The sequence below is a fragment of the Microbulbifer agarilyticus genome, assembly GCF_019800665.1.
In the GTDB taxonomy this organism is placed as follows: Bacteria; Pseudomonadota; Gammaproteobacteria; order Pseudomonadales; family Cellvibrionaceae; genus Microbulbifer; species Microbulbifer agarilyticus_C.
Genome location: NZ_JAHVKO010000009.1, coordinates 24,420 through 44,540, shown reverse-complemented (window position 1 = coordinate 44,540; position 20,121 = coordinate 24,420). Strand labels below are relative to the sequence as shown.

Annotated in this window: 18 protein-coding genes and 1 other RNA gene; 12 read left to right on the top strand and 7 right to left on the bottom strand. The window is 56.5% G+C overall.

Annotated features, from left to right (window positions below):
- Positions 1 to 37 precede the first annotated feature (37 nt).
- The 4 genes from KUV22_RS16795 to KUV22_RS16780 all read left to right on the top strand — a co-directional run bounded on the left by KUV22_RS16795 (position 38) and on the right by KUV22_RS16780 (position 4,802).
- Positions 38 to 739 (top strand): arylesterase, encoded by a 702-nt coding sequence (locus KUV22_RS16795; protein ID WP_261319666.1) that lies wholly within the window; start codon positions 38 to 40, stop codon positions 737 to 739.
- A 261-nt stretch (positions 740 to 1,000) separates the two neighbouring features.
- Positions 1,001 to 1,957, top strand: coding sequence for a tRNA 2-thiocytidine(32) synthetase TtcA (gene ttcA, locus KUV22_RS16790; protein ID WP_222232937.1), 957 nt, complete (start codon positions 1,001 to 1,003; stop codon positions 1,955 to 1,957).
- A 790-nt stretch (positions 1,958 to 2,747) separates the two neighbouring features.
- A complete protein-coding gene (gene putP / locus KUV22_RS16785) occupies positions 2,748 to 4,223 on the top strand; it encodes a sodium/proline symporter PutP (protein WP_222232936.1) in 1,476 nt (491 codons plus the stop codon).
- Positions 4,224 to 4,289: 66 nt separating this feature from the next.
- A complete protein-coding gene (locus KUV22_RS16780) occupies positions 4,290 to 4,802 on the top strand; it encodes a macro domain-containing protein (protein ID WP_222232935.1) in 513 nt (170 codons plus the stop codon).
- 163 nt (positions 4,803 to 4,965) lie between these two features.
- On the opposite strand, the gene KUV22_RS16775 is transcribed toward KUV22_RS16780, so the two are convergent.
- Together KUV22_RS16775 and KUV22_RS16770 are read right to left on the bottom strand one after the other, a co-directional pair.
- Positions 4,966 to 5,607 (bottom strand): nucleotidyltransferase, encoded by a 642-nt coding sequence (locus tag KUV22_RS16775; protein ID WP_222232934.1) that lies wholly within the window; start codon positions 5,605 to 5,607, stop codon positions 4,966 to 4,968.
- A 13-nt stretch (positions 5,608 to 5,620) separates the two neighbouring features.
- Positions 5,621 to 6,064, bottom strand: a complete 444-nt coding sequence (locus KUV22_RS16770; protein WP_222232933.1) for an HD domain-containing protein — start codon at positions 6,062 to 6,064, stop codon at positions 5,621 to 5,623.
- Between the two features lie 203 nt (positions 6,065 to 6,267).
- Between KUV22_RS16770 and KUV22_RS16765 the strand changes: the two genes are divergently transcribed.
- Positions 6,268 to 6,732 (top strand): Mpo1 family 2-hydroxy fatty acid dioxygenase, encoded by a 465-nt coding sequence (locus tag KUV22_RS16765; protein ID WP_222232932.1) that lies wholly within the window; start codon positions 6,268 to 6,270, stop codon positions 6,730 to 6,732.
- Positions 6,733 to 6,807: 75 nt separating this feature from the next.
- Here KUV22_RS16765 and KUV22_RS16760 read toward each other — a convergent pair whose 3' ends face one another.
- Complete coding sequence (locus KUV22_RS16760) at positions 6,808 to 7,293, bottom strand: Lrp/AsnC ligand binding domain-containing protein (RefSeq protein ID WP_222232931.1); 486 nt, start codon at positions 7,291 to 7,293, stop codon at positions 6,808 to 6,810.
- A gap of 252 nt (positions 7,294 to 7,545) precedes the next feature.
- Between KUV22_RS16760 and ald the strand changes: the two genes are divergently transcribed.
- Positions 7,546 to 8,691, top strand: a complete 1,146-nt coding sequence (gene ald / locus KUV22_RS16755; RefSeq protein ID WP_222232930.1) for an alanine dehydrogenase — start codon at positions 7,546 to 7,548, stop codon at positions 8,689 to 8,691.
- A 236-nt stretch (positions 8,692 to 8,927) separates the two neighbouring features.
- On the opposite strand, the gene KUV22_RS16750 is transcribed toward ald, so the two are convergent.
- Positions 8,928 to 9,644 carry a 16S rRNA (uracil(1498)-N(3))-methyltransferase gene (locus KUV22_RS16750; protein ID WP_222232929.1) on the bottom strand — a complete coding sequence of 239 codons (717 nt, stop codon included), beginning with the start codon at positions 9,642 to 9,644 and terminating at the stop codon, positions 8,928 to 8,930.
- A 4-nt stretch (positions 9,645 to 9,648) separates the two neighbouring features.
- Positions 9,649 to 10,503 carry a 6-carboxytetrahydropterin synthase gene (locus tag KUV22_RS16745; RefSeq protein ID WP_222232928.1) on the bottom strand — a complete coding sequence of 285 codons (855 nt, stop codon included), beginning with the start codon at positions 10,501 to 10,503 and terminating at the stop codon, positions 9,649 to 9,651.
- A 315-nt stretch (positions 10,504 to 10,818) separates the two neighbouring features.
- Here KUV22_RS16745 and ffs point away from each other — a divergent pair.
- From ffs to KUV22_RS16730, 3 genes are all read left to right on the top strand, one after another.
- An RNA gene (gene ffs / locus KUV22_RS16740) (signal recognition particle sRNA small type) lies at positions 10,819 to 10,915 on the top strand.
- Positions 10,916 to 11,184: 269 nt separating this feature from the next.
- On the top strand, positions 11,185 to 13,122 hold the full coding sequence (locus tag KUV22_RS16735; RefSeq protein WP_222232927.1) for a M2 family metallopeptidase: 1,938 nt from the start codon (positions 11,185 to 11,187) through the stop codon (positions 13,120 to 13,122).
- Positions 13,123 to 13,370: 248 nt separating this feature from the next.
- Entirely contained in the window at positions 13,371 to 13,841 is a 471-nt protein-coding gene (locus KUV22_RS16730) for a Dps family protein (protein ID WP_222232926.1), read from the top strand.
- Positions 13,842 to 13,912: 71 nt separating this feature from the next.
- On the opposite strand, the gene KUV22_RS16725 is transcribed toward KUV22_RS16730, so the two are convergent.
- On the bottom strand, positions 13,913 to 14,827 hold the full coding sequence (locus tag KUV22_RS16725; protein WP_222232925.1) for a LysR family transcriptional regulator: 915 nt from the start codon (positions 14,825 to 14,827) through the stop codon (positions 13,913 to 13,915).
- Between the two features lie 275 nt (positions 14,828 to 15,102).
- On the opposite strand from KUV22_RS16725, the gene KUV22_RS16720 reads away from it, so the two are divergent.
- A complete protein-coding gene (locus KUV22_RS16720) occupies positions 15,103 to 17,076 on the top strand; it encodes an acetoacetate--CoA ligase (RefSeq protein ID WP_222232924.1) in 1,974 nt (657 codons plus the stop codon).
- 158 nt (positions 17,077 to 17,234) lie between these two features.
- On the opposite strand, the gene KUV22_RS16715 is transcribed toward KUV22_RS16720, so the two are convergent.
- A complete protein-coding gene (locus KUV22_RS16715) occupies positions 17,235 to 17,390 on the bottom strand; it encodes a DUF3149 domain-containing protein (RefSeq protein WP_222232923.1) in 156 nt (51 codons plus the stop codon).
- A 341-nt stretch (positions 17,391 to 17,731) separates the two neighbouring features.
- Between KUV22_RS16715 and KUV22_RS16710 the strand changes: the two genes are divergently transcribed.
- A complete protein-coding gene (locus tag KUV22_RS16710; protein WP_222232922.1) occupies positions 17,732 to 18,118 on the top strand; it encodes a hypothetical protein in 387 nt (128 codons plus the stop codon).
- Positions 18,119 to 18,372: 254 nt separating this feature from the next.
- Positions 18,373 to 20,118 (top strand): autotransporter assembly complex protein TamA, encoded by a 1,746-nt coding sequence (locus tag KUV22_RS16705; protein WP_261319662.1) that lies wholly within the window; start codon positions 18,373 to 18,375, stop codon positions 20,116 to 20,118.
- The last annotated feature ends 3 nt before the right edge of the window (positions 20,119 to 20,121 follow it).

Sequence of the window (20,121 nt, the reverse complement as noted above, 5' to 3'; positions counted from 1 at the left end):
GCAAAATGCGCTTTAGATGAATAGTGGAGAGTATGACATGGCGGCGGTTTTTTTCCGGAGTCTTGTGCCCGGTTTCATCTCGCGTGGCCTGCTGTTGATCGTTTTAGTTTACGCGGCAGCAGTCAAAGCGGATGAGCGAGGTGCGATTGAGACAGGCACTTTGTTGGTGCTTGGAGACAGTATTAGCGCGGCCTACGGCATTGATGAGCGCGATGGCTGGGTGCAGCTGTTGCGCGACCGCCTGGCGGAGCAGGATCTGGCGGTGAAGGTGGTGAATGCCAGTGTGAGCGGCGAGACTTCTGCGGGCGGCCTGGCGCGTTTGCCGCGACTGTTGAGTGAGCACGGGCCTGACTGGCTGGTGCTGGAGCTGGGTGGTAACGATGGTTTGCGCGGTTATCCGCCGCGGATGCTGAAGCAGAACCTGGTGCGCATGGTGGAGATGGCGCGGGAGCAGGGTGCCGAGGTGCTGCTGCTGGGTATGCAAATGCCACCGAATTACGGCAAGGCGTATACCAAGGCGTTTGCCGAAGTTTTTCCGAAGGTAGCGGCGGAGCAGAAGGTGCCGCTGGTGCCGTTCTTTCTGGAGACGGTGGCGTTGCTAGATGGTGCTATGCAGACCGATGGTATCCATCCCACAGCGAAAGCACAGCCTGCGCTACTGGACCATGTGTGGCCCTGCCTGGAAATTCTCTTGAAGGGCAATGTGGACACGCGGTCCGATAGTTTGTGCACTTCTTGATCGGAAAGCGTACAATCGCGGCCTGATTTTCGTCGGGCCCTGCTTTGGTAGTGGGGCTCCGTAGATGGTTCCGGGGCGGCACTGCCACCGGGGAAGCCACTGCGGGACACGCTACGAGTTCATCCATGAACGCTCGGCTGTGGCCATCCCTGGCCACAGACGGTCCCGCACTGGCTTCCCCGGTGTCAGCGCCTGCGCATGCAAGTATTCACTTCTGTCTGTTCCCCGGGTAATACCGCACGTTATTTTCGAGATTTACCGATGTCTGACCTGGAAAACCGCCGCGACCGGCTGGAATTCAACAAGCTGCAAAAGCGCCTGCGCCGCAATGTGGGCAAGGCGATCGCCGACTTCAATATGATTGAAGAGGGCGACAAGGTGATGGTGTGCCTGTCCGGTGGTAAGGATTCCTACGCGATGCTGGAAATCCTGATGAACCTGCAGAAGACCGCGCCGGTGCACTTTGAGCTGGTGGCGGTGAATATGGATCAGAAGCAGCCGGGCTTCCCCGAGCACATCCTGCCGGAGTACCTGCAGTCCATCGGCGTGCCGTATCACATCGTAAACAAAGACACCTACAGTGTGGTGAAGGAAGTGGTGCCGGAAGGCAAAACGACCTGTGGCCTGTGTTCGCGCTTGCGCCGTGGCACTTTGTACGGTTTTGCCGAAGAAATCGGTGCGACCAAGGTGGCGCTCGGTCACCACAAGGACGACATTGTTGAAACGCTGTTTTTGAATATGTTTTATGGTGGCCGCCTGAAAGCGATGCCGCCGAAACTGCGCGCAGACGACGGCCGTAATATTGTGATTCGCCCGCTGGCGTATTGCCGCGAGACGGACCTAATTGCCTTTGCCGACCACAAGCAGTTCCCGATTATTCCGTGCAACCTGTGTGGTAGTCAGGAAAACCTGCAGCGTCAGGCGATCAAGGGCATGCTGAATGAGTGGGATAAGAAATATCCCGGTCGCAGCGACAACATTTTTGCTGCGTTAACCCGGGTATCTCCATCCCAGTTGGCGGATCGCGATCTGTACGATTTTGAGAGCCTGGAACTGGACCGCTCTAAACCCGCGCCTGCGGTGGACGCGCGCGCGATTGAGCAGTATGTGGATTCCTGGATTCCTGAAGACGCTCGCGATGAGGAGCCGGAAGTTTCTCCAGCAGCTTCTCAGGAGGAGCCGGCGCAGCCGCTGTATATTGAGGCGCGGAATCTGTAGGCGATTCGTCCTCGATCAGTAGCGTATCGGTTTTTTGAGCAGCCGCGGTTTGTACCGCGGCTGTTTCGTTTTCGGGTTCCGGTTCTAGTTCTGGTAGGGCATTTTCTGAAGGTCTAACCAGCTTGGCGTAGCTGTCGACGAAGTCCCGCAAGCGGGCGCTGGGGCCGTGGTGAAAGTGTTTTTTCCACAGTTTGGCCATGCGCGGTAAATCGGAGGTTTCCACGCGTTCGACGCCTGCCGCGCGATAAATCAGCCATGCGATGGCGGTGGCATAGCGCAAGTTGGTGGCGAGTTCCGTGTGGGGGTGCTGCAAAAAGTCGCGCTGGCTGGCGAGGCCGCGCACCTTGGAGGCGAGCGGCGGAAAGTTGATCAGATATTTATCCCAGATCTGGCGGTGCGTGCTCGGCAGAATCTGGAAAATACCCATGCCGTGGCGACGCCCCTGCTTGAGGTGAAAGCCGAGCTGGGATTCCTGAGCGGCGGTGCCCAGCAACAACGCTTCCATCCCGGGGGACCAGGCACGAAGCTGCTTTAATGTGGGACGAACGACGAATAAACGCAGTTCATCCAGGCAAATACCCATAGTGTTTAATTTTTCCCTGTGTACTCAGTCTGAAACCACCGTCCGTGGTAGTTTGCACAAGCTGTACATATCCATGGTTTAGTTTGCGGATTGAGTAACCGCCAGTGAATGGGTAGATTTACGCGCAATAAAGACCAATAACGACGGAATCAGCCTAATCTTTCACCAAATAAGGCTGGATCTGCCAAATCTGACGGGGAATTCCACATGTCTGGACAATGGCTTGTCGCCCTTACCTTCATTGCTTATCTGGTTCTCATTCTTGCGATCGGTGTCTACGCCTACCGTCGTACCAAGGATGCGAGCGATTACTTTCTCGGTGGGCGTTCCCTACCGCCAGCGGTGGCGGCGCTGAGCGCCGGTGCCTCCGATATGAGTGGCTGGTTGCTGCTCGGGTTGCCCGGTGCGGCTTATGCCAGTGGCCTGTCTTCCGCGTGGATCGCGTTTGGTCTGTTCGGCGGAATTGTGCTGAGCTGGACCATCATGGCGCGGCGCCTGCGCATATACAGTTTTGCGCTGGATGATGCGTTGACGGTGCCGTCTTATCTGCATCGGCGTTTCGATCTGAATACGCCGTGGCTGCGCACCGTGTGTGCGTTTTTCATTTTGCTGTTTTTCCTTTTCTACGTGGCGTCTGGATTGATTGCCGGCGGCAAGCTGTTTGAAACGGTGTTCGGCTGGGATTACCAGTGGGCGGTGGTGATCGGTGCGATCGCGGTGATCTCGTACACCCTGTTTGGTGGCTTTCTCGCGGTGTCCTGGACCGATGTGTTTCAGGGACTGTTGATGAGCCTGGCGCTGCTGATCGTGCCCATCATGATTATTTCCGACGAGGGCGGAGTAGGTGGAGCCTGGGCGCAGATGCAGGCGCAACACCCGGAATTGATGCACCTGATGGTGGACAAGTCTGGAACAGCACTGGGTTTGGCCGCAATTCTGAGCTCACTGGCTTGGGGGCTGGGGTATTTCGGCCAGCCGCATATCCTGGCGCGCTTCAAGGCGTTGCGTCATCCGGATGATATGCCGGCGGCGGCGACGGTTGCTGCAATTTGGTCGCTCGCGGGTTTCCTTGGTGCCCTGAGTGTTGGCCTGTTTGGGCATTTGGAACTTACCCAGGCGCTGCCCGATGGCGAGCGTATTTTTATGGCCTTGGTGGAAGCCCTGTTCCATCCGCTGATTGCCGGCATTCTGCTCGCGGCAATTCTGTCGGCGATTATGAGTACCGCAGACTCGCAGTTGCTGGTGTCCTCCGCGGCCCTGGCGGAGGATATCTACCACGTCTGGTTCGGTAAGAAGGTTTCCTCTGAGCATCTGGTAGTCGTGGGCCGCTGGGCGGTGGTGGCGCTGTCGCTGATTGCGATCGGTGTGGCCATGGACCCGGATTCCAAAGTGCTGGATGTGGTCGCCTATGCCTGGGCTGGCCTCGGGGCTGCGTTTGGTCCTGCAGTACTCATTAGCTTGTATTGGTCGCGTATGACCGGCGCGGGTGCCATCGCCGGGGTGCTTGTTGGAGGTATAACCGTATTGGTTTGGAAACACCTCTCTGGTGGCATCTTCGATATATACGAGCTTTTACCGGGTTTTGTCCTCTCCGCAGCTGCTATTGTTTTAGTAAGTGCCGTGACGCATTGCCCCGAAGGAATTTCAACGCGCCACCGTCAAATACTGGGGCAAAAGCAGTAGTTCGATTGCGGTACAAGTGCAACGTTGCACTTATTGATCGGTGGTGCCGCGGCTGGAGTAGTTAGAGTGATCGAAGTACACCTCGGTGATATCACTCGGTTGCATGTGGATGTAATCGTCAATGCAGCCAACCAGAGGCTCCTGGGTGGAGGCGGCGTCGATGGCGCCATACATCGCGCGGCCGGTCCGGCACTACTGGAGGCCTGCCGTGTTATCGGCGGGTGTCCGGTTGGCGAAGTACGCGCCACGCAAGGTTACGGTCTTCCGGTCAAACGCATTTATCACACGGTAGGACCCGTGTGGCGCGGCGGTAATTTGGGCGAGCCAGAGCTACTGGCCAGTTGTTATCGTCAGTGCCTCAATCTCGCTCGCCGTGAAAACGCCCACTCGCTCGCCTTTCCCGCCATCAGTTGCGGTGTTTATGACTATCCCCCTGAACTCGCTGTCGAAGTTGCCGTGGAGCAGGCACAGCAGCACCTCGACCGCGACGGCGGTCCACGCCATGTGATTTTCTGTTGCTTTGACGAAGATATGGCCGAGTTGTATCGCATGCAGCTGGATGCCTGCGTGCGTCGTTAGCCATGACTGCCAAGCTGAATTAGTCAGTGAGCTTGCCAATTCTCTCTGGACCTTCTTCTCAGCGTGATGCCCGGCTTTGCCGGGCTGCACATGTTTCTTGGCGGTACCTCTCGGTACCGTTTTTCCCTCCGGTTCTTACTCTTTAAGAAGCTAACTCATCGGACTATTCCAGTTGGCCATCTTGTCGAAGGTAGTCTTCCCAGTGTTCATCTGTAATCAATTGGCGAACCTTGCCTGCGTTCAATCGTCGTATTGGTTTGCCGTCGGTACTCGATCTGCCAACCACGCGTATTTCCCGCTCAGGGTAGATAGATAGCTCCACAGGAAACTCGAAGTCTAGGTGGATGTGTTGGTACTCGATCAATTTGCCGTTTGCACGAATACACACTGTATCGCGATCAAACTGCCAGTCGAGAGCATGCAAATGATGTTCAAGTACCTCAATTTCATCGGTAAAAACATGTAGGTCGATATCACTTCCTTTCCGGATCCGACCGGTACTTACTGAGCCAATTAGGCGAGGGGAGAAGGGCTGCAGTCGCTCCATTACCTCTAGTGCGAGTAAACGCATACGAAATAGCAGTTGTTGGTGGCTTGCAGGATCTGCTGCTTGTCCGAGCGCATGGACTGCGTCAGAAATTTCGCCGTTTGAGGGCAAATACTTCGGGTTGTATTTGTACTGTTTACCAATGATGCGCCTGGCGGCGATACGTTTTGCATCGAAGTACTGGTTTACTCCTTCATGCACCATTAGGCGGGCTGCCTCCTGTTTGATCAGGTGGCGGAATCTTTCTTCCTTTTTCATGAATCAGGCGACGTTAGGCCGCGATTAGGGAATCGTAAGGCTTTAAAATTGTGAGTGCCTCTTCGGGAGTGATGACGTTTGCCTTCGGGTCTCTTCCCTCTACGTCGAATCGGCGGAGTTGTTGCAGTCGAGAGAAGCGGGGCTGGCCCACGTACTTGTGCCGGGTGTGCCGTGGGGCTCTCATTAGATCTAAATGGTGTTGTACAAGCCAAATTACTTCGTCACACACAACTCCGCCCAGCATTTCTGCCCCAATTCGTTCGTGACCGCGGGTATCTACTGCTTTGCCAACATCGTGCAATAGTGCGGCTGTCCAGAGAATTGGGCTGGTTGAGTTTCGGTAGGCTAGATCGAAGGTTTGGAGTGAGTGAAATAGGGCGTCGCCCTCTGGATGATACTTTGGGTTTTGCTGGACGCCATCGAGGTCGTCGAGCAGGGATAGGAGATAATCGTACAAAAGGTGTCCAGTCGGTGCTGGCTGTCAGGAGTTGAAGCCTGAGCTGTGTGTCAGGCGATTGGAGTTTAGATCACCGAAGTATGCTGGGCAAAATATTTGCCTGCACTTCTTACAGCTCTCCCTGTGACCGTTTGGTCTCATTGAGTTCTGATGTACCATCTCTGAAAAGCCAATCCTTATAACAACCAAGGCGAGGGAAAACGATGCGTACAGCACAGCAATGGTTCAGCGAATACGGCGAGAGCCATCAGAACTCCACCAACAAGGCCATCCACTGGATCGCAGTGCCGGTCATTTACTTCACCGTTGTGGGCCTGCTTTGGGCCATACCCCAGCCGGATTGGATGGCAGCGCTGCCCTGGTTGAACTGGGCGGTGGTGGCGATGGTGCCCGCCATGCTGTTTTATGTGCTGATGTCATTCCCGGTGGCACTGGGCATGATCGCACTTTCACTGATTTGCTTAGGTATTTGCAGCGGGCTGGAAAGAGCCGGTCTGAGCGTGCTCTGGTGGTCTGTGGGACTGTTTGTGGTGATGTGGGTGTTCCAGTTTATCGGTCACCATATCGAGGGCAAAAAGCCGTCTTTCTTTAAAGATCTGCAGTTCCTGTTGATTGGCCCTGCGTGGGTAATCGGTTTCCTGTATCGCAAGCTCGGCATCAAGTACTGAGTTTTGCCGGCGAGCACCGCGGTCAACCGGGTGCTCGCTTGCCGTCTCCTCGACTTTCTCTCTTCCGTTTGTCGTTTACCGGTTGTAGTGCACCGGTACCTCCAACGTCTCTTTTACCTCTTCCATAACCACGTAGCTGGTACATTCCTGTACTTCCGGCAGTGTCAGAAGGGTTTCCCCATAGAATTTTCGGTACGCGCCCATATCGGCCACCCGGGCTTTGATCAGGTAGTCAAAGCTGCCCGAGACCAGATAGCATTCCTGCACCTCCGGTAGCTCCGCAACGGCGTTGCGAAATGCTTCAAAGGCATCCTGGGCGGAGCGATTCAGGCGGATTTGCACGAACACCACCAGCGCGGCATCCAGGTACTCCGGATTGATCAGCGTGGTGTAGCCCTGAATCACCCCATCACTTTCCATCTTCTTGACCCGCTCGACGCAAGGGGTCGCCGTAAGGCCGACCTGACGGGCCAGTTCTGCGTAGCTGGTGCGACCGTCTTTCTGCAGTACACGCAGAATATTGCGGTCAATGGTGCTGAGTTCGCCGGCGCGTCTCTTCATCTGAATCTCTCGAAAATTGCCCGATCTTGCCTGCTGCGGCACGGGAACTAGGTGGGCTTGACTTGGCCACTGGTTAAAAAGTGGTTCTGGCTGGCTGAAAAGTAGCCTTTCATCAGTTTTTGCAGTGGATTCCACTAATCATAATTAAATAAGTATAAAAATCCACTTCATATAGGTGCCTATACTGCGGGAATCCAACAAGAACGTAATGCGCACTCGCTGGCGCTGACAGAGTAATTGAGGAGATTCGCTATGTTGATCGGTGTCCCAAAAGAGATTAAGAACCACGAATACCGCATTGGCCTGACGCCTTCGAGTGTTCGCGAACTGATTGGTCATGGTCACGAAGTGATCGTGCAGAAAGACGGTGGTGCTTCCATCGGCTTTACTGATGAAATGTATGTACATGCCGGCGCCAAGATCATCGATACTCCGGAAGAGATCTTTGCCACTGCCGACATGATCGTGAAGGTAAAAGAGCCTCAGCCGCACGAGTGCGAAATGCTGCGTCCTGGCCAGCTGCTGTACACCTACCTGCACCTCGCCCCAGACCCCAAGCAGACCGAACTGCTGGTGAAGTCCGGTGCAACCTGTATTGCTTACGAAACCGTAACCGACCGTTTTGGCGCACTGCCGCTGCTGGCTCCGATGTCTGAAGTTGCCGGCCGTATGTCCGTGCAATGTGGCGCACACCACCTGGAAAAAGCTCAGGGTGGCCTGGGTGTGCTGCTGGGCGGCGTACCGGGTGTAGCTCCGGCCAAAGTACTGATTATCGGTGGTGGTGTAGTAGGTACCAACGCAGCCAAGATGGCGCTGGGTATGGGTGCCGACGTAACCATTCTGGATCGCTCCCTGCCGCGTCTGCGTCAGCTGGACGACATTTTCGGTGGCGCGGTACGTACCGAGTACTCTACCGATGACGCGATTGAATCCCACGCGCTGGAAGCGGACCTGGTTGTAGGTGCGGTTCTGATTCCGGGCGCTGCTGCGCCGAAACTGCTGACCCGCGACATCATCAGCCGCATGAAGAAAGGCGCGGTTGTGGTAGACGTGGCGATTGACCAGGGCGGTTGTTTCGAAACCTCCAAGGCAACCACGCATCAGGAGCCGACCTACGTAGTCGATGGCGTTGTGCACTACTGTGTTGCCAACATGCCGGGCGGCGTTGCGCGTACCTCCACCATGGCACTGAACAACGCAACTCTGCCGTTCGCGGTTGCTCTGGCGAACAAGGGTGCCAAACAGGCGCTGCTGGACGACGCCAACCTGCTGGAAGGCCTGAACGTGCACGCCGGTATGGTGACTTACAAGGCTGTTGCCGACGTACTGGGCTACGAATACGTAGATCCGAAGCTGGCACTGCAGAAGTCTGCCGTTGACGCAGGTGTTGCCGCCTAAGCCAATTTGTTCATCGTCACGTGATGGAAATGACTGGAACGGGGCGCGAGATTTCAAATTAGGGAAGTCTCTGCCTCGCTCCGCAAATGGTTCTCTTCTGGGGCTGCTTCACGCCCCGCTCTGTGAGACCCCGGCAGTTTTGTCACTGCCGTTATGGCCGCGCTGATTAGCGCGGCTTTTTTATGCCCGTAAGTTGAGGATTGAGAGCTGAGGTGGGGCGTTTGCCCGCTGTAATACTAGCGAGCGGGAAACAGGCGGCTCAGCAGTACCGGCAAAGCGGTTTCGACACGCAAAATGCGCGGCCCCAGGTGAACCGACTGAAACCCGGCTTCCTGCAGCTTTTCCACTTCATAGGGGATAAACCCGCCCTCGGGGCCGACGGCGAGCGTCGTTTGCTGCTCGATATCCACCGGGCAGGGCGCGTCCGTCACCGGGTGTGCAACCAGCTTGAGAGACTGATTGGCGATTTCGGGGAGTTCGTCTTCGACGAAGGGCTTGAAGCGCTTGCGTAATTGTATTTCCGGCATGGCGGTATCCACGGCCTGCTCGAGCCCGAGCACACACTGTTCCCGCAGCTTTTCTTCAGCCAGCCAGGGGCTTTGCCAGTAGGACTTTTCTACGCGGTAGGCGTTGATCAGATAGAGCTTTTTTACCCCCAGTGCGGTGGCGTGCTGAATCGTACGCTTGAGCATTTTGGGGCGGGGCAGGGCGAGAATCAGGGTCAGTGGCAGTGCCGCCGGAGGTTCTGCCACAAGTGACACCGTCATGGCGATGTGATTTTCGCTGCGCTCGGTGATTTCGCCTGCACCGATTTGACCATTCACCACGCCAACTTTCAGGCGGTCGCCAACTTCGGCACGCTGTACTTCCACCATATGCTGGAAGCGACGGCCGCGCAGCATCACCTGGCTGGAGGATTGAAAATCCTCGGGCTCCAGTAAGATCAGATTCATGGGGTTAGCGCCCGGCGAACGCTACCGCGCCTTTGCCGATGCCTTCATAGGCGCGCACGGTAATTTGTTTGCCGGCGTTTTCCGCCGCGAGTACATCGGCGATGTACTGCGCGAGCTGCTCCACAGTGGTGTCGCAGTCGAGAATCTCACAGCGGTTCGCTGGAATCGTCAGAGTAAAATCACCCTGTTGAGCCTTGTAAGCAAAGTGCAATTGTGTGGTTTGGCCCTGCGTATCCTCGCCGGTGAGGTCCTCTCTGGTGCCGAGGTAGATGTCCGCCCAGCGTTCCGCCCACTGGGATTCCAGCGCAGGGCTGCGCTCGCTATCGATGTCGATGCGAATGCGGGAACGGTGGCCGTGGGCAATACGCTGACAGTTACCATCGTGCTTTTTCAGGCCGTGACTGTAGTGGTAGAACGGACTGTCGATGGGCTCTACGCTAAAGCTCAGGCTGAGTTTGTCCACGCTGGTGGGGAAAATCCCATCCAGTTCATTTACACACCAGGCCGCTACCGACTCCGGGGTGATGGACTCCACCGCAACCAGGGCGAAGGCCTGCGCCGGACCGCCCACAGTGATGTGCTCGCCGTCGGGCAGGGCCCATGTCAGCTGAATCTGCTCGCCATCCTGCTGCATGCTCAGGTGCGGTGAGCGCGTCGGTACCAGCAAGCGGTGGTCCAGCTCGTGATCCAGCCAGTTGCGCAGGGTCTTCTTGACGATGCCAAAGTCACACACCATGCCCTGGTGGTCGAGTGCACCGTCGAGGGCGGCATTGGCCAGCCAGGTTTCACCGACAACACCGCGGGTGTGGTGGAGATAGCTGAAATCCACATTGGTGAGACTGTCGACGAACAGGTGCATAGGAGACTCGGTAATTTCGCTTGAGTAATCGCTAGATTAGGGTAATCGCTGGAAATGGGCCCGGATCGGGCGCGGCATATTATAGCTTTTTTATGCACGCAATTTGACCTGTCCCTGGCACAAAATGACGCGCGGCTATCAAGGGTGAAGGCAAAGGTGAAAGCAGAGGCGAAAACAAAGCCGAAAATAGGGGCTGGAACCTGGCGGCAGGAGTCTCTATAATCGCGCCCTCTTCGAGCGCAGTGGTGTGTATTTGCGATTCTTGCAGTCACAACCGCCAGTGCTAATCTGAGTGCTCGAACGTTGTGGCGGCCCTTCCGGTCTCCTCGCAATGATCAGCTGTGAACCCCGCCAGGCCCGGAAGGGAGCAACGGTAGCAGTGACATCATGTGCCGGGGGTGTGCTGGTTGGGCTGCCTCCATTTCTCCTCCGCTCCTATCTGCTTCCCAGTCCTGCTTTCTAGCCTTGCATCCCGGTTTTCTCACCGCTTGCTACTGCAATATTTTTCTCTGTTTCTGCGGTTCTTTGGGGAATTTGGTGCCGTTGTGTTGTGCGACGCGCGCGCTGAACCTAATTCGTGGCTGGGTGTGTGCTATAAAACGACGACAATCTTTGCTTCATTCCACTCGCTTGGCCGGGTAGAGATCCCAAATAACACCATAAAATGATCCGAGGAAGTCGATGAAAAAGCTCGCGCTAATAATCGCTGCTGCCACTTTCACCCTGGCAGGCTGTGACCGTGACTCTACTGAAACCGGGGCGGCAGTCTCTGAGAGTGCCACTTCTGAAACCGTGCAGGGTGCGGCGGAAAACACAGCGGCCGCCAATGCGGAGATGAACACCGCCGACAGTAATGGGCAACCGAGCGCGGAGGATGCCAAGGCATTCCTGGCTGACGCCCAGGCCCGCCTGGAAAAAATGGCCCAGGAAGCGAGCCATGCGAGCTGGGTAGCCTCTACTTATATCAATCTGGATTCCCAGTACACCGAAGCTCTGGCGATGGAGCGCTATACCGCGCTTGCGGTCGAGCTGGCCGGAGAGGCGGCCAAGTTCGATAACGTCGATCTCGACCCCGAAACCCGCCGCATGCTGACCATGCTCAAGCAGGGCCTGGTTTTCCCCGCCCCGAATGACCCGGAAATGACCGCGGAGCTTGCGCAAATCGGTTCCAAAATGCAGGGCATGTACGGTGCCGGTAAGTACTGCCCCGAGGAAACCGCGGGACTGGATCCTACTGTCAAGGAAGAGGGCAAATGCTTCACCCTGACGGAAATGGGCCAGATGATGGCCAACAGCCGCGATCCGAAACTGCTGAAAGATCTCTGGGTTGGCTGGCGCAAGGTTGCGCCGCCGATGAAGCCTCTTTACGAACGCCAGGTTGAGATCGGTAATGCCGGTGCCAAGGATTTGGGCTACGACAACCTCAGTGTGATGTGGCGCTCCAAATACGATATGCCGGCGGACGAATTTGCCGCGGACATGGACAACCAATGGAACAAGGTGAAGCCCCTGTACAAGGCGCTCCACTGCCACGTACGCGCAAAACTGAACGAGCACTATGGCGATAAAGTAGCGCCGGCAAGCGGCAAAATTCCGGCGCACTTGCTCGGCAATATGTGGGCGCAGGAGTGGGGCAATATTTACGATATCGTCAAAGATGACGATATGGAGGCACCCTACGATCTCACCGAGCTGGTGGTAAATTCCGGCATGACCGAACAGGATATGGTGAAGACTGGGGAGAAGTTTTTTACTTCACTCGGTTTTAAACCGCTACCGGATACCTTCTGGGAGCGCTCTCAGTTTGTCCAGCCAAAAGACCGCGATGTGGTTTGCCATGCGAGTGCCTGGAACCTGGATGGCCAGGACGATATCCGCATCAAGATGTGCATCAACAAGACCGGCGAAGACCTGATCACCGTCCACCACGAGTTGGGGCACAACTTCTACCAGCGCATCTACAACCAGCAGCCGTTCCTGTACAAAGAGGGCGCCAATGACGGCTTCCACGAGGCGGTGGGGGATACCATCGCGTTGTCTATCACGCCCAAGTACCTGAAAGAAATCGGCCTGATGGATGAGATCCCCGGTGAAGACAAGGATCTCGGTTATCTGATGCAGCAGGCACTGGATAAGATTGCATTCCTGCCGTTCGGTCTGCTGGTGGATAAATGGCGCTGGCAGGTGTTCAACGGCGAAGTTGCCCCCGGTGATTACAACAAGGCGTGGTGGCAACTGCGTGAAGAGTATCAGGGCATTACCCCGCCGGTAGAGCGCAGCGAAGCGAACTTCGATCCGGGTGCCAAGTACCATATTCCAGGAAACACGCCATACGCCCGCTACTTTTTAGCGCGTATTCAGCAGTTCCAGTTCCACCGCGCGCTCTGCGAGGCCGCCGGTGAAACCGGACCGCTGCACCGCTGCTCCATTTACAAAAATAAAGCGGCCGGAGAAAAGCTGCGCAACATGTTGGCCATGGGCGCAAGCAAGCCGTGGCCGGATGCCATGGAGGCGCTCACCGGTGAGCGCGAACTGGATGCCACGGCGATTGTGGATTATTTCCAACCGCTGATGGTGTATCTGGAAGAGCAAAATAAAGATCGCGACTGTGGTTGGTAATCGGCAGTACGCGCTGGTCTCTCCTGTTGCCTGACTCTATTGCCTAGCCCTATTGGCCGCTTAGAAATTGCCAATGGGGTTAGGGGTTTGAATCAGAATTTGTGACCTTAGAATGAGTCAAGATTTGTTGTAAGTCGGGTGGGGTGCTTTTGCCTGCAATCTATCCGGCCCGGTAACCGCGATCGTTCATTCGAAGCGCTTTACCGGCTTAAACGGAATGTAATCGATTCACACAAACGAGGTTGCTAATGAGCAATATTGATATCGGTATCGGTGAAAAGGATCGCGAAAAAGTAGCAGAGGGTTTGAAACGCCTTTTGGCAGATTCCTACACGCTTTATCTGCAAACCCATAACTTTCACTGGAATGTTACCGGGCGCCTGTTCAGGGAACTGCACCTGATGTTCGAGGAGCATTACACCGAATTGGCGACAGCGGTGGACGACATCGCGGAGCGCATTCGTACGCTGGACGTCATCGCCCCCGCTACCTATAAAGCGTTTGCGGAACTGAGCTCGGTTAAGGAGGTAGAAGACGTACCTGCAGCAGAGGAGATGGTACGAATCCTTACCCAGGGGCACGAACAGGTGGTGAAAACCTGCCGCGATGTATTGAAGGCCGCGCAGGATGCGGATGATGAATCCACTGCGGCGCTGGTCAGCGACCGTATGCGTGTGCATGAGAAAACCGCGTGGATGTTGCGCGCCACCTCGCAGTGACCTCTGTACGTTTTCGAAAAACCGGCCTATGGCCGGTTTTTTTATGTCTGCGGTTTATGTGCTTGTGCGGACTAATCTGCGCTCGGTCGCTGGTGTTCGCTTAACGCAATGGATACAAACGCCTGGGCCGGCGCCGAGAGTGCGCCCACTTCCCGCGCAAGAATGCCCACCGGGTGGCAGACCACCGGCTCTGCGAGTGGTTTGCATACCAGCCCATAGGATTGCATCTGTCCGATACACAGGCTGGGTGCGGCACTGACGCCGAGCCCGCTTTTTACCAGCCGGCCGATGGTGCTGAGTTGGTAGGCTTCACATAGTAATCGCGGGGCCGCGTCGCCGGCGGCTCCGCTTTGCGAGAACGCGGCGTCGGTCCAGCGGCGAACTGCCGACCCCCGGTTCATTGCGATAAATGGCTCCCGTGCCAGATCTTGCCAGCGCACCAGGTCGTTGTTTTCCAGCGGGTGCCCTTTGGGTAGCACGGCGACAAACCGATCATCGCCGATGGGCGTAAATGTGAGACTGCCGAGATCATCTGGACGAAAGCTGAACCCTAGCTCGGCGCGGCCTTCCTGCACGGCGCTGATTACCCGTTCCATCACAATATCCTCCAGCACGATATTGATATCCGGATAGCGTTGGTGGAACTCGCGCAGTAGTTCCGGCATGTGATTCAAGGCAAAGGCAGGGATGGCGGCAATCGACAGTTGCCCCTGCTGCAGGCGGAAGCGTTGCTGCACTGCGTCCAGGGTGTTATCCCAGTTGTGCAGCAGCTGCTGTGCGCGTTCGACAAAGGCGGCGCCCTCCGGTGTAAGTACAAGCTGGCGACCATCGCGACTGAACAGGGTGCCACCCAGGGATTCCTCCAGGCTGCGGATTGCAATGGATATGGCCGGCTGCGACACATGCAGCTGGGCGCTTGCTTCCGCCAGGCTGTGGGTTGTGGCCACGGCGACGAATGCGCGCAGTTGTTTGATGGTCGTGCTCATGGGTAGCCGGGCTTACGTCAAATATAAGTAAAATTTAATAAATATTAATAAGTTTAAATTAGTTTAAAGTGTTAGACCAAGGCATGATTGTGTACATGGCGAGACCGCGAATAATGGTCAACCATTCATACGGGCGCTGAAAGCGCGCGCGAGCTTCGCAATACAGCCCTGTAACTTAACCCCGTATCTTGGCCCCGTATCAAGGCCCCGAACCCACACCTGTGGATAGGGGTGAAGCAGAACGTCGGAATAGAACAACGAGAGAAACCGCCGCAATGAGTAATCCCGTGCAACCCCTTTGGCAGCCCACCGCAGAAGCGATTGCCGCTACGCAGATGGACCAGTTTCGCCGTCAGGTAAACGAACTGCACCAGCAGTCGCTGCCGGATTACCACGCCCTGCATCAGTGGTCTGTGGATAACCGCGAAGCCTTCTGGAACCAGCTGTGGGACTTTGGCGAGGTGATCGCCAGTGAGCGCGGTGACCGCGTCCTGGGTAAAGACACCATGCCCGGTGCGGAATGGTTCCCCGACGCGCGCCTGAACTTTGCCGAGAACTTGCTGCGCTTCCGCGACGACAAGGCGGCGCTGGTTGAGCGCCTGGAAAATGGTCGTCGCCGCGAGCTGAGCTATGGCGAGCTGTTTGCCGAGGTGGAGAAGCTGGCTGCGGCGCTGGCCAATGCGGGTGTGGGCAAGGGGGATCGTGTTGCTGGCTTTATGCCGAATATTATCGATACCGCGGTGGCCATGCTTGCCACCACCAGCCTGGGTGCCATCTGGACCTCCTGCTCGCCGGACTTTGGTATCAACGGTGTGCTGGACCGCTTCGGCCAGGTGGGCCCCAAGGTACTGTTTGCCTGTGAGGGCTATTTCTACAACGGCAAAACCATCGATTCGCTGCCGCGTCTTGAGCAGATCGTCGACCAGATCGAATCAATCCAGCAGCTGGTAGTGGTGCCGGTGGCCCGCTCGCCAGAGCAAACAGAAGCTGATATTTCCGGTTTGGATCGCGCAGTCAGCCTGCGCGCATTTGTGGAAAACGCGCCCGCGCGACCACTTACCTTCGAGCAGACCGAGTTTAATCACCCGCTGTACATCATGTACTCCTCTGGTACCACCGGTGTGCCCAAGTGCATTGTGCATGGGGTGGGTGGCACACTGCTGCAACACATTAAAGAGCATCGCCTGCACACCGATATTTCCCGCAACGACACGCTGTTCTACTTCACCACCTGTGGCTGGATGATGTGGAACTGGCTGATTAGCGGACTGGCTTGTGGCGCGACCCTGGTGCTGTACGATGGTTCGCCGTTCTACCCGGCGGCTGAGTGCCTGTGGGACATGGCCGATGAAGAAAGCATCAGTGTGTTTGGCACCAGCGCCAAATATATTGCCGCACTGGAGAAGGCCGGGTACAAACCCCGCGAGAGCCACAAGCTGGAGCGCCTGCGCGCGGTGTTGTCCACCGGCTCACCGCTGGCCCACGAAGGCTTCCGCTACGTGTATCGCGACATCAAATCCGACCTGTGCCTGAGCTCGATCTCTGGCGGCACCGATATCATTTCCTGTTTTGCGCTGGGCAACCCGACGTTGCCGGTTTACCCGGGGGAACTGCAGTGCCGCGGCCTGGGTATGGCGGTACAGGTGTGGAGTGACGACGGCAAGCCGGTGCTGGAAGAGAAGGGCGAGTTGGTATGTGCGACTTCCTTCCCCTGTATGCCGATCGGCTTCTGGAACGACCCGGATGGGAGTAAGTACCACGGCGCTTACTTTGACAGCTGGCCGGGTGTCTGGGCCCACGGTGACTATGCAGAAATCACCGAGCACGGCGGCGTGATTATTTACGGGCGTTCCGATGCGGTGCTGAACCCCGGTGGCGTGCGTATCGGCACCGCGGAAATCTACCGTCAGGTGGAGAAGGTCGAAGAGGTACTGGATAGCATCTGTATTGGCCAGGAGTGGCGCGACGATGTGCGTGTGGTGTTGTTCGTGGTGTTGCGCGAGGGGCTCACGCTGGATGACGACCTGATCCAGAAAATCCGTACCACCATCCGCGCCAATACCACGCCGCGCCATGTACCGGCAAAGGTGATTCAGGTGGCGGATATCCCGCGCACCATCAGTGGCAAGATTGTCGAGCTGGCAGTGCGCAACGTGGTGCACGGTAAGCCGGTAAAAAATCAGGAAGCGCTGGCGAACCCGGAAGCACTCAAACTCTACGAAGATCTTGAGGCGCTGGCCGGCGAGTAACTGAGATCGGCGAGATATGTGAGATAGGCGAGGCAAGCGAACAAGGAGGCGCACTATACAGCGTTCTCTCCGCTAGCCGAATTTCAAACAGCACGTTGCCGGGCTAAAGGATATTGGCCCGGCATTTTTTTGCTGGTCATGAGCAGGCAGGTATGGGATCAGGCCGCTTGCTGTTCCGCCTGCTGCGCGAGTTCCTGATCCATTTTGCGAAACGCCATACGGGTGAAGTAACCGCCCATCAGGCACACAAAACCGATAATGCCGAGGCTCAGTAGGCCAGAAAAGCTGGTGAACAGGTCGATCAGTGCGTCCATTTTCTACTCCTATTGCATTGCTGCTCTCTCTTGATTGATTCCAGTGTATGCAGGTGCCCAAACGGGTACTTGATTTGGATCAACCGCCCCGCAGGTTCCGGTTTTTACTGCTCTTTTGGGCGGGCATCGCAACAAACCCCTGAAATAACCCATCCACGCAGTGAATTCTCCCGCCGCGATGCACCGTGGATTCTTAGTTTTCGTGTCTCCTCGGTATCGGCTCTTTCGCTGCCCGCGTATTCAGCCAGGGCTTGCCCCGGACATGTCTGATCCGCCAAACTGCGCTACCCTGTGGGGTAGTGATTCCCCGCTAATAAACCATAAATTCACGGAAGATCTGCATGATTACCTATCTGTATTGGGCCGCAGTGATCGCACTGGTGGTCTTGAGCTTGTTTGCCGGTGGGCGCCTGGGCAGCCTCAGCAAAGGCGCGATTGTCGCAGCCATCATTTTTCTGGTGGGTTGGCTCGCCTATTACTTCCATTTCGAGCAGGTATTTGTAAAGCGCTTTGGCGGCGTGATGTATATCAGCGTGCCGTCTGGGCAGCGGCATCTCGGGGCCACCTGGAAGGATGACAACCTGTGGGTTGAGAATTACGACCCCGAATCCAATGAGTGTATTTTTACCGAGTACTCCAAAGGCAACCTGCTGGAAGGCCGTGTGGTTATCAAAAATTGCAATCCATTGATCGAGGCGAAAGAGCGCCCGACGATCCCTGCCCGCTAGAAAATGTATGTGGCGGTGTTTGGAGAGTATTGAAAGGGGAGGACTCATCGCCCGGGGCAGGATGCGCCCGGGTATTAAATAGTTAGGTTGCGGTAAACACCGCAGACGCCGTTGAGACGGAAGCAACTTTTTTCGTTTCGCGGCGTCGCAGTAGGAGTGGTTAGCAAACGGATTTGGTCTTGCGCGATTCTCTTCCCGCTCGCGGAGCGGCATTTTTTCGATACATCTCTGTTGTTCTGTTGTCGGCACTTTTTTTGTTGCCGCACCCCACTGCTGCACTCCCGTTTTTTGACCGTCTTCCCAAGTTCAAAGTGCGTGTGCTGGAAAACGCCGAACTGCAGGAGTGGTTGAAAGATCAACTCAACGAGCAGCGTAAATCCAGTAGCGTACTCAAGTCTTACGACGATCCTCAGGATGTGGCGCGCTATGAGCGCGGCACCCTGGAAAAGTTGCTGCGCTCCCGGGGCTATTACGACGGTCGGGTTCGACAAACGGTCGACAATGGCGAGATTTTGTATCGGGTGGTCCCGGGGCAGGTATTTCGAATCAAGTCGCTGGAAATCGATATGCCCGCCAGGCTTAAACCCGATTTTCCGGGTGTCGGGCTACAGGTAGGTGACCCTTTGGAGGCGGTTAAGGTCACCGAGGGCGTCAAGAAAATAGAAACCTACCTGGCGGAAAATGCGTGTCTGCTCGAACTGGATGTGGACTACAAAGCCACGGTTATCCACAGCGAACACGCCGCACGCCTGGAGTACCGGGTTGCGCCCAGCCCAGAGGTCCGCATCGGGCAGCTGTATGTGGAAGGCGTCACCAGTATTAACGAGCCCTACCTGCGCAAGCGCCTGCAGTTATCGACGGGCGATTGTTTCAATCGCGCAAAACTCGATGCCGCCAAATTGCGGCTGTTGCGCACCAACCTGATTGCAGGGGTGAATACCGAGGTCTCAGAGCCCTATGACGGTACGGTTGATATCACCTTCCTGCTGACCGAGCGCAAACACCGCACCGTGCGTCTCGGCGTGGGGTATACCTCCGACGAGGGCGCTGGTGTTTCTGCCGGATGGGAGCACCGCAATATCCTCGGCCGCGGGGAAAAGATCGAGGTAGAAACCCGCGTCAACGAGGTCAAACAGTCGATCAAGACCGAAATCCTGGTGCCGCGTTTCTTCCGTGACGATCAGAACTTCTCGGCCAAGGCCGAAGCGTCCAATGAAGAGCGCGACTCCTACGACGCCGAGTCCGTCACCATCGGCGGCACCATCTCTCGCCGGCATACCAAGCACCGCACCTTCAGTATCGGCAGTGAGCTGAAATTCAGTGAGGTGCAGGAGGAGGGCGAGGAAAGTGAAAACTACAATCTGCTGTCGTTCCCTCTCGGCCTGAAGATCGATACCACCGATAACCTGCTGGATGCCCGCCGCGGCGCCACCGTCGCGTTTGAGGTGAAGCCCTATTTTGACCTCCGCAATAGCGGCACCCGCTTCGTCAAAAATACGCTGGTCGCCACCGGCTATCTCACCGGCGACGACGTGCGTTTTGACCCGACGCTCGCGTTGCGCATTAAGGCCGGTGTCATCAATGGTATCGACAACCTGGAGATACCCGCTGATGAACGTTTTTATGCGGGCGGTGGCGGCTCGGTGCGGGGCTACAGCTATCAGGCGCTTGGCCCGCGTCGTCTGATCCCATCGACGGTGGCGGGAGAACCCCCAACGCTTTCTGACCCTATCGGTGGCCGGGCGCTCAGTGAAATTTCACTCGAGGGGCGGTTTCGTTTTACCGAGTCCTGGGGTGGGGTGCTGTTTGTGGATGGCGGTAATGCCTATGAAGACCCGCAGCCAAGCTTTGACGACCTCTTCTGGGGCGTCGGGCTGGGGGTACGTTACATGACCTCGTTTGCCCCATTACGGTTTGATATTGCCTTCCCTCTGGATCGCCGCGATGGTCTTGATGACAGCAGTTACCAGATCTACGTCAGCCTCGGGCAGGCGTTCTGAGCC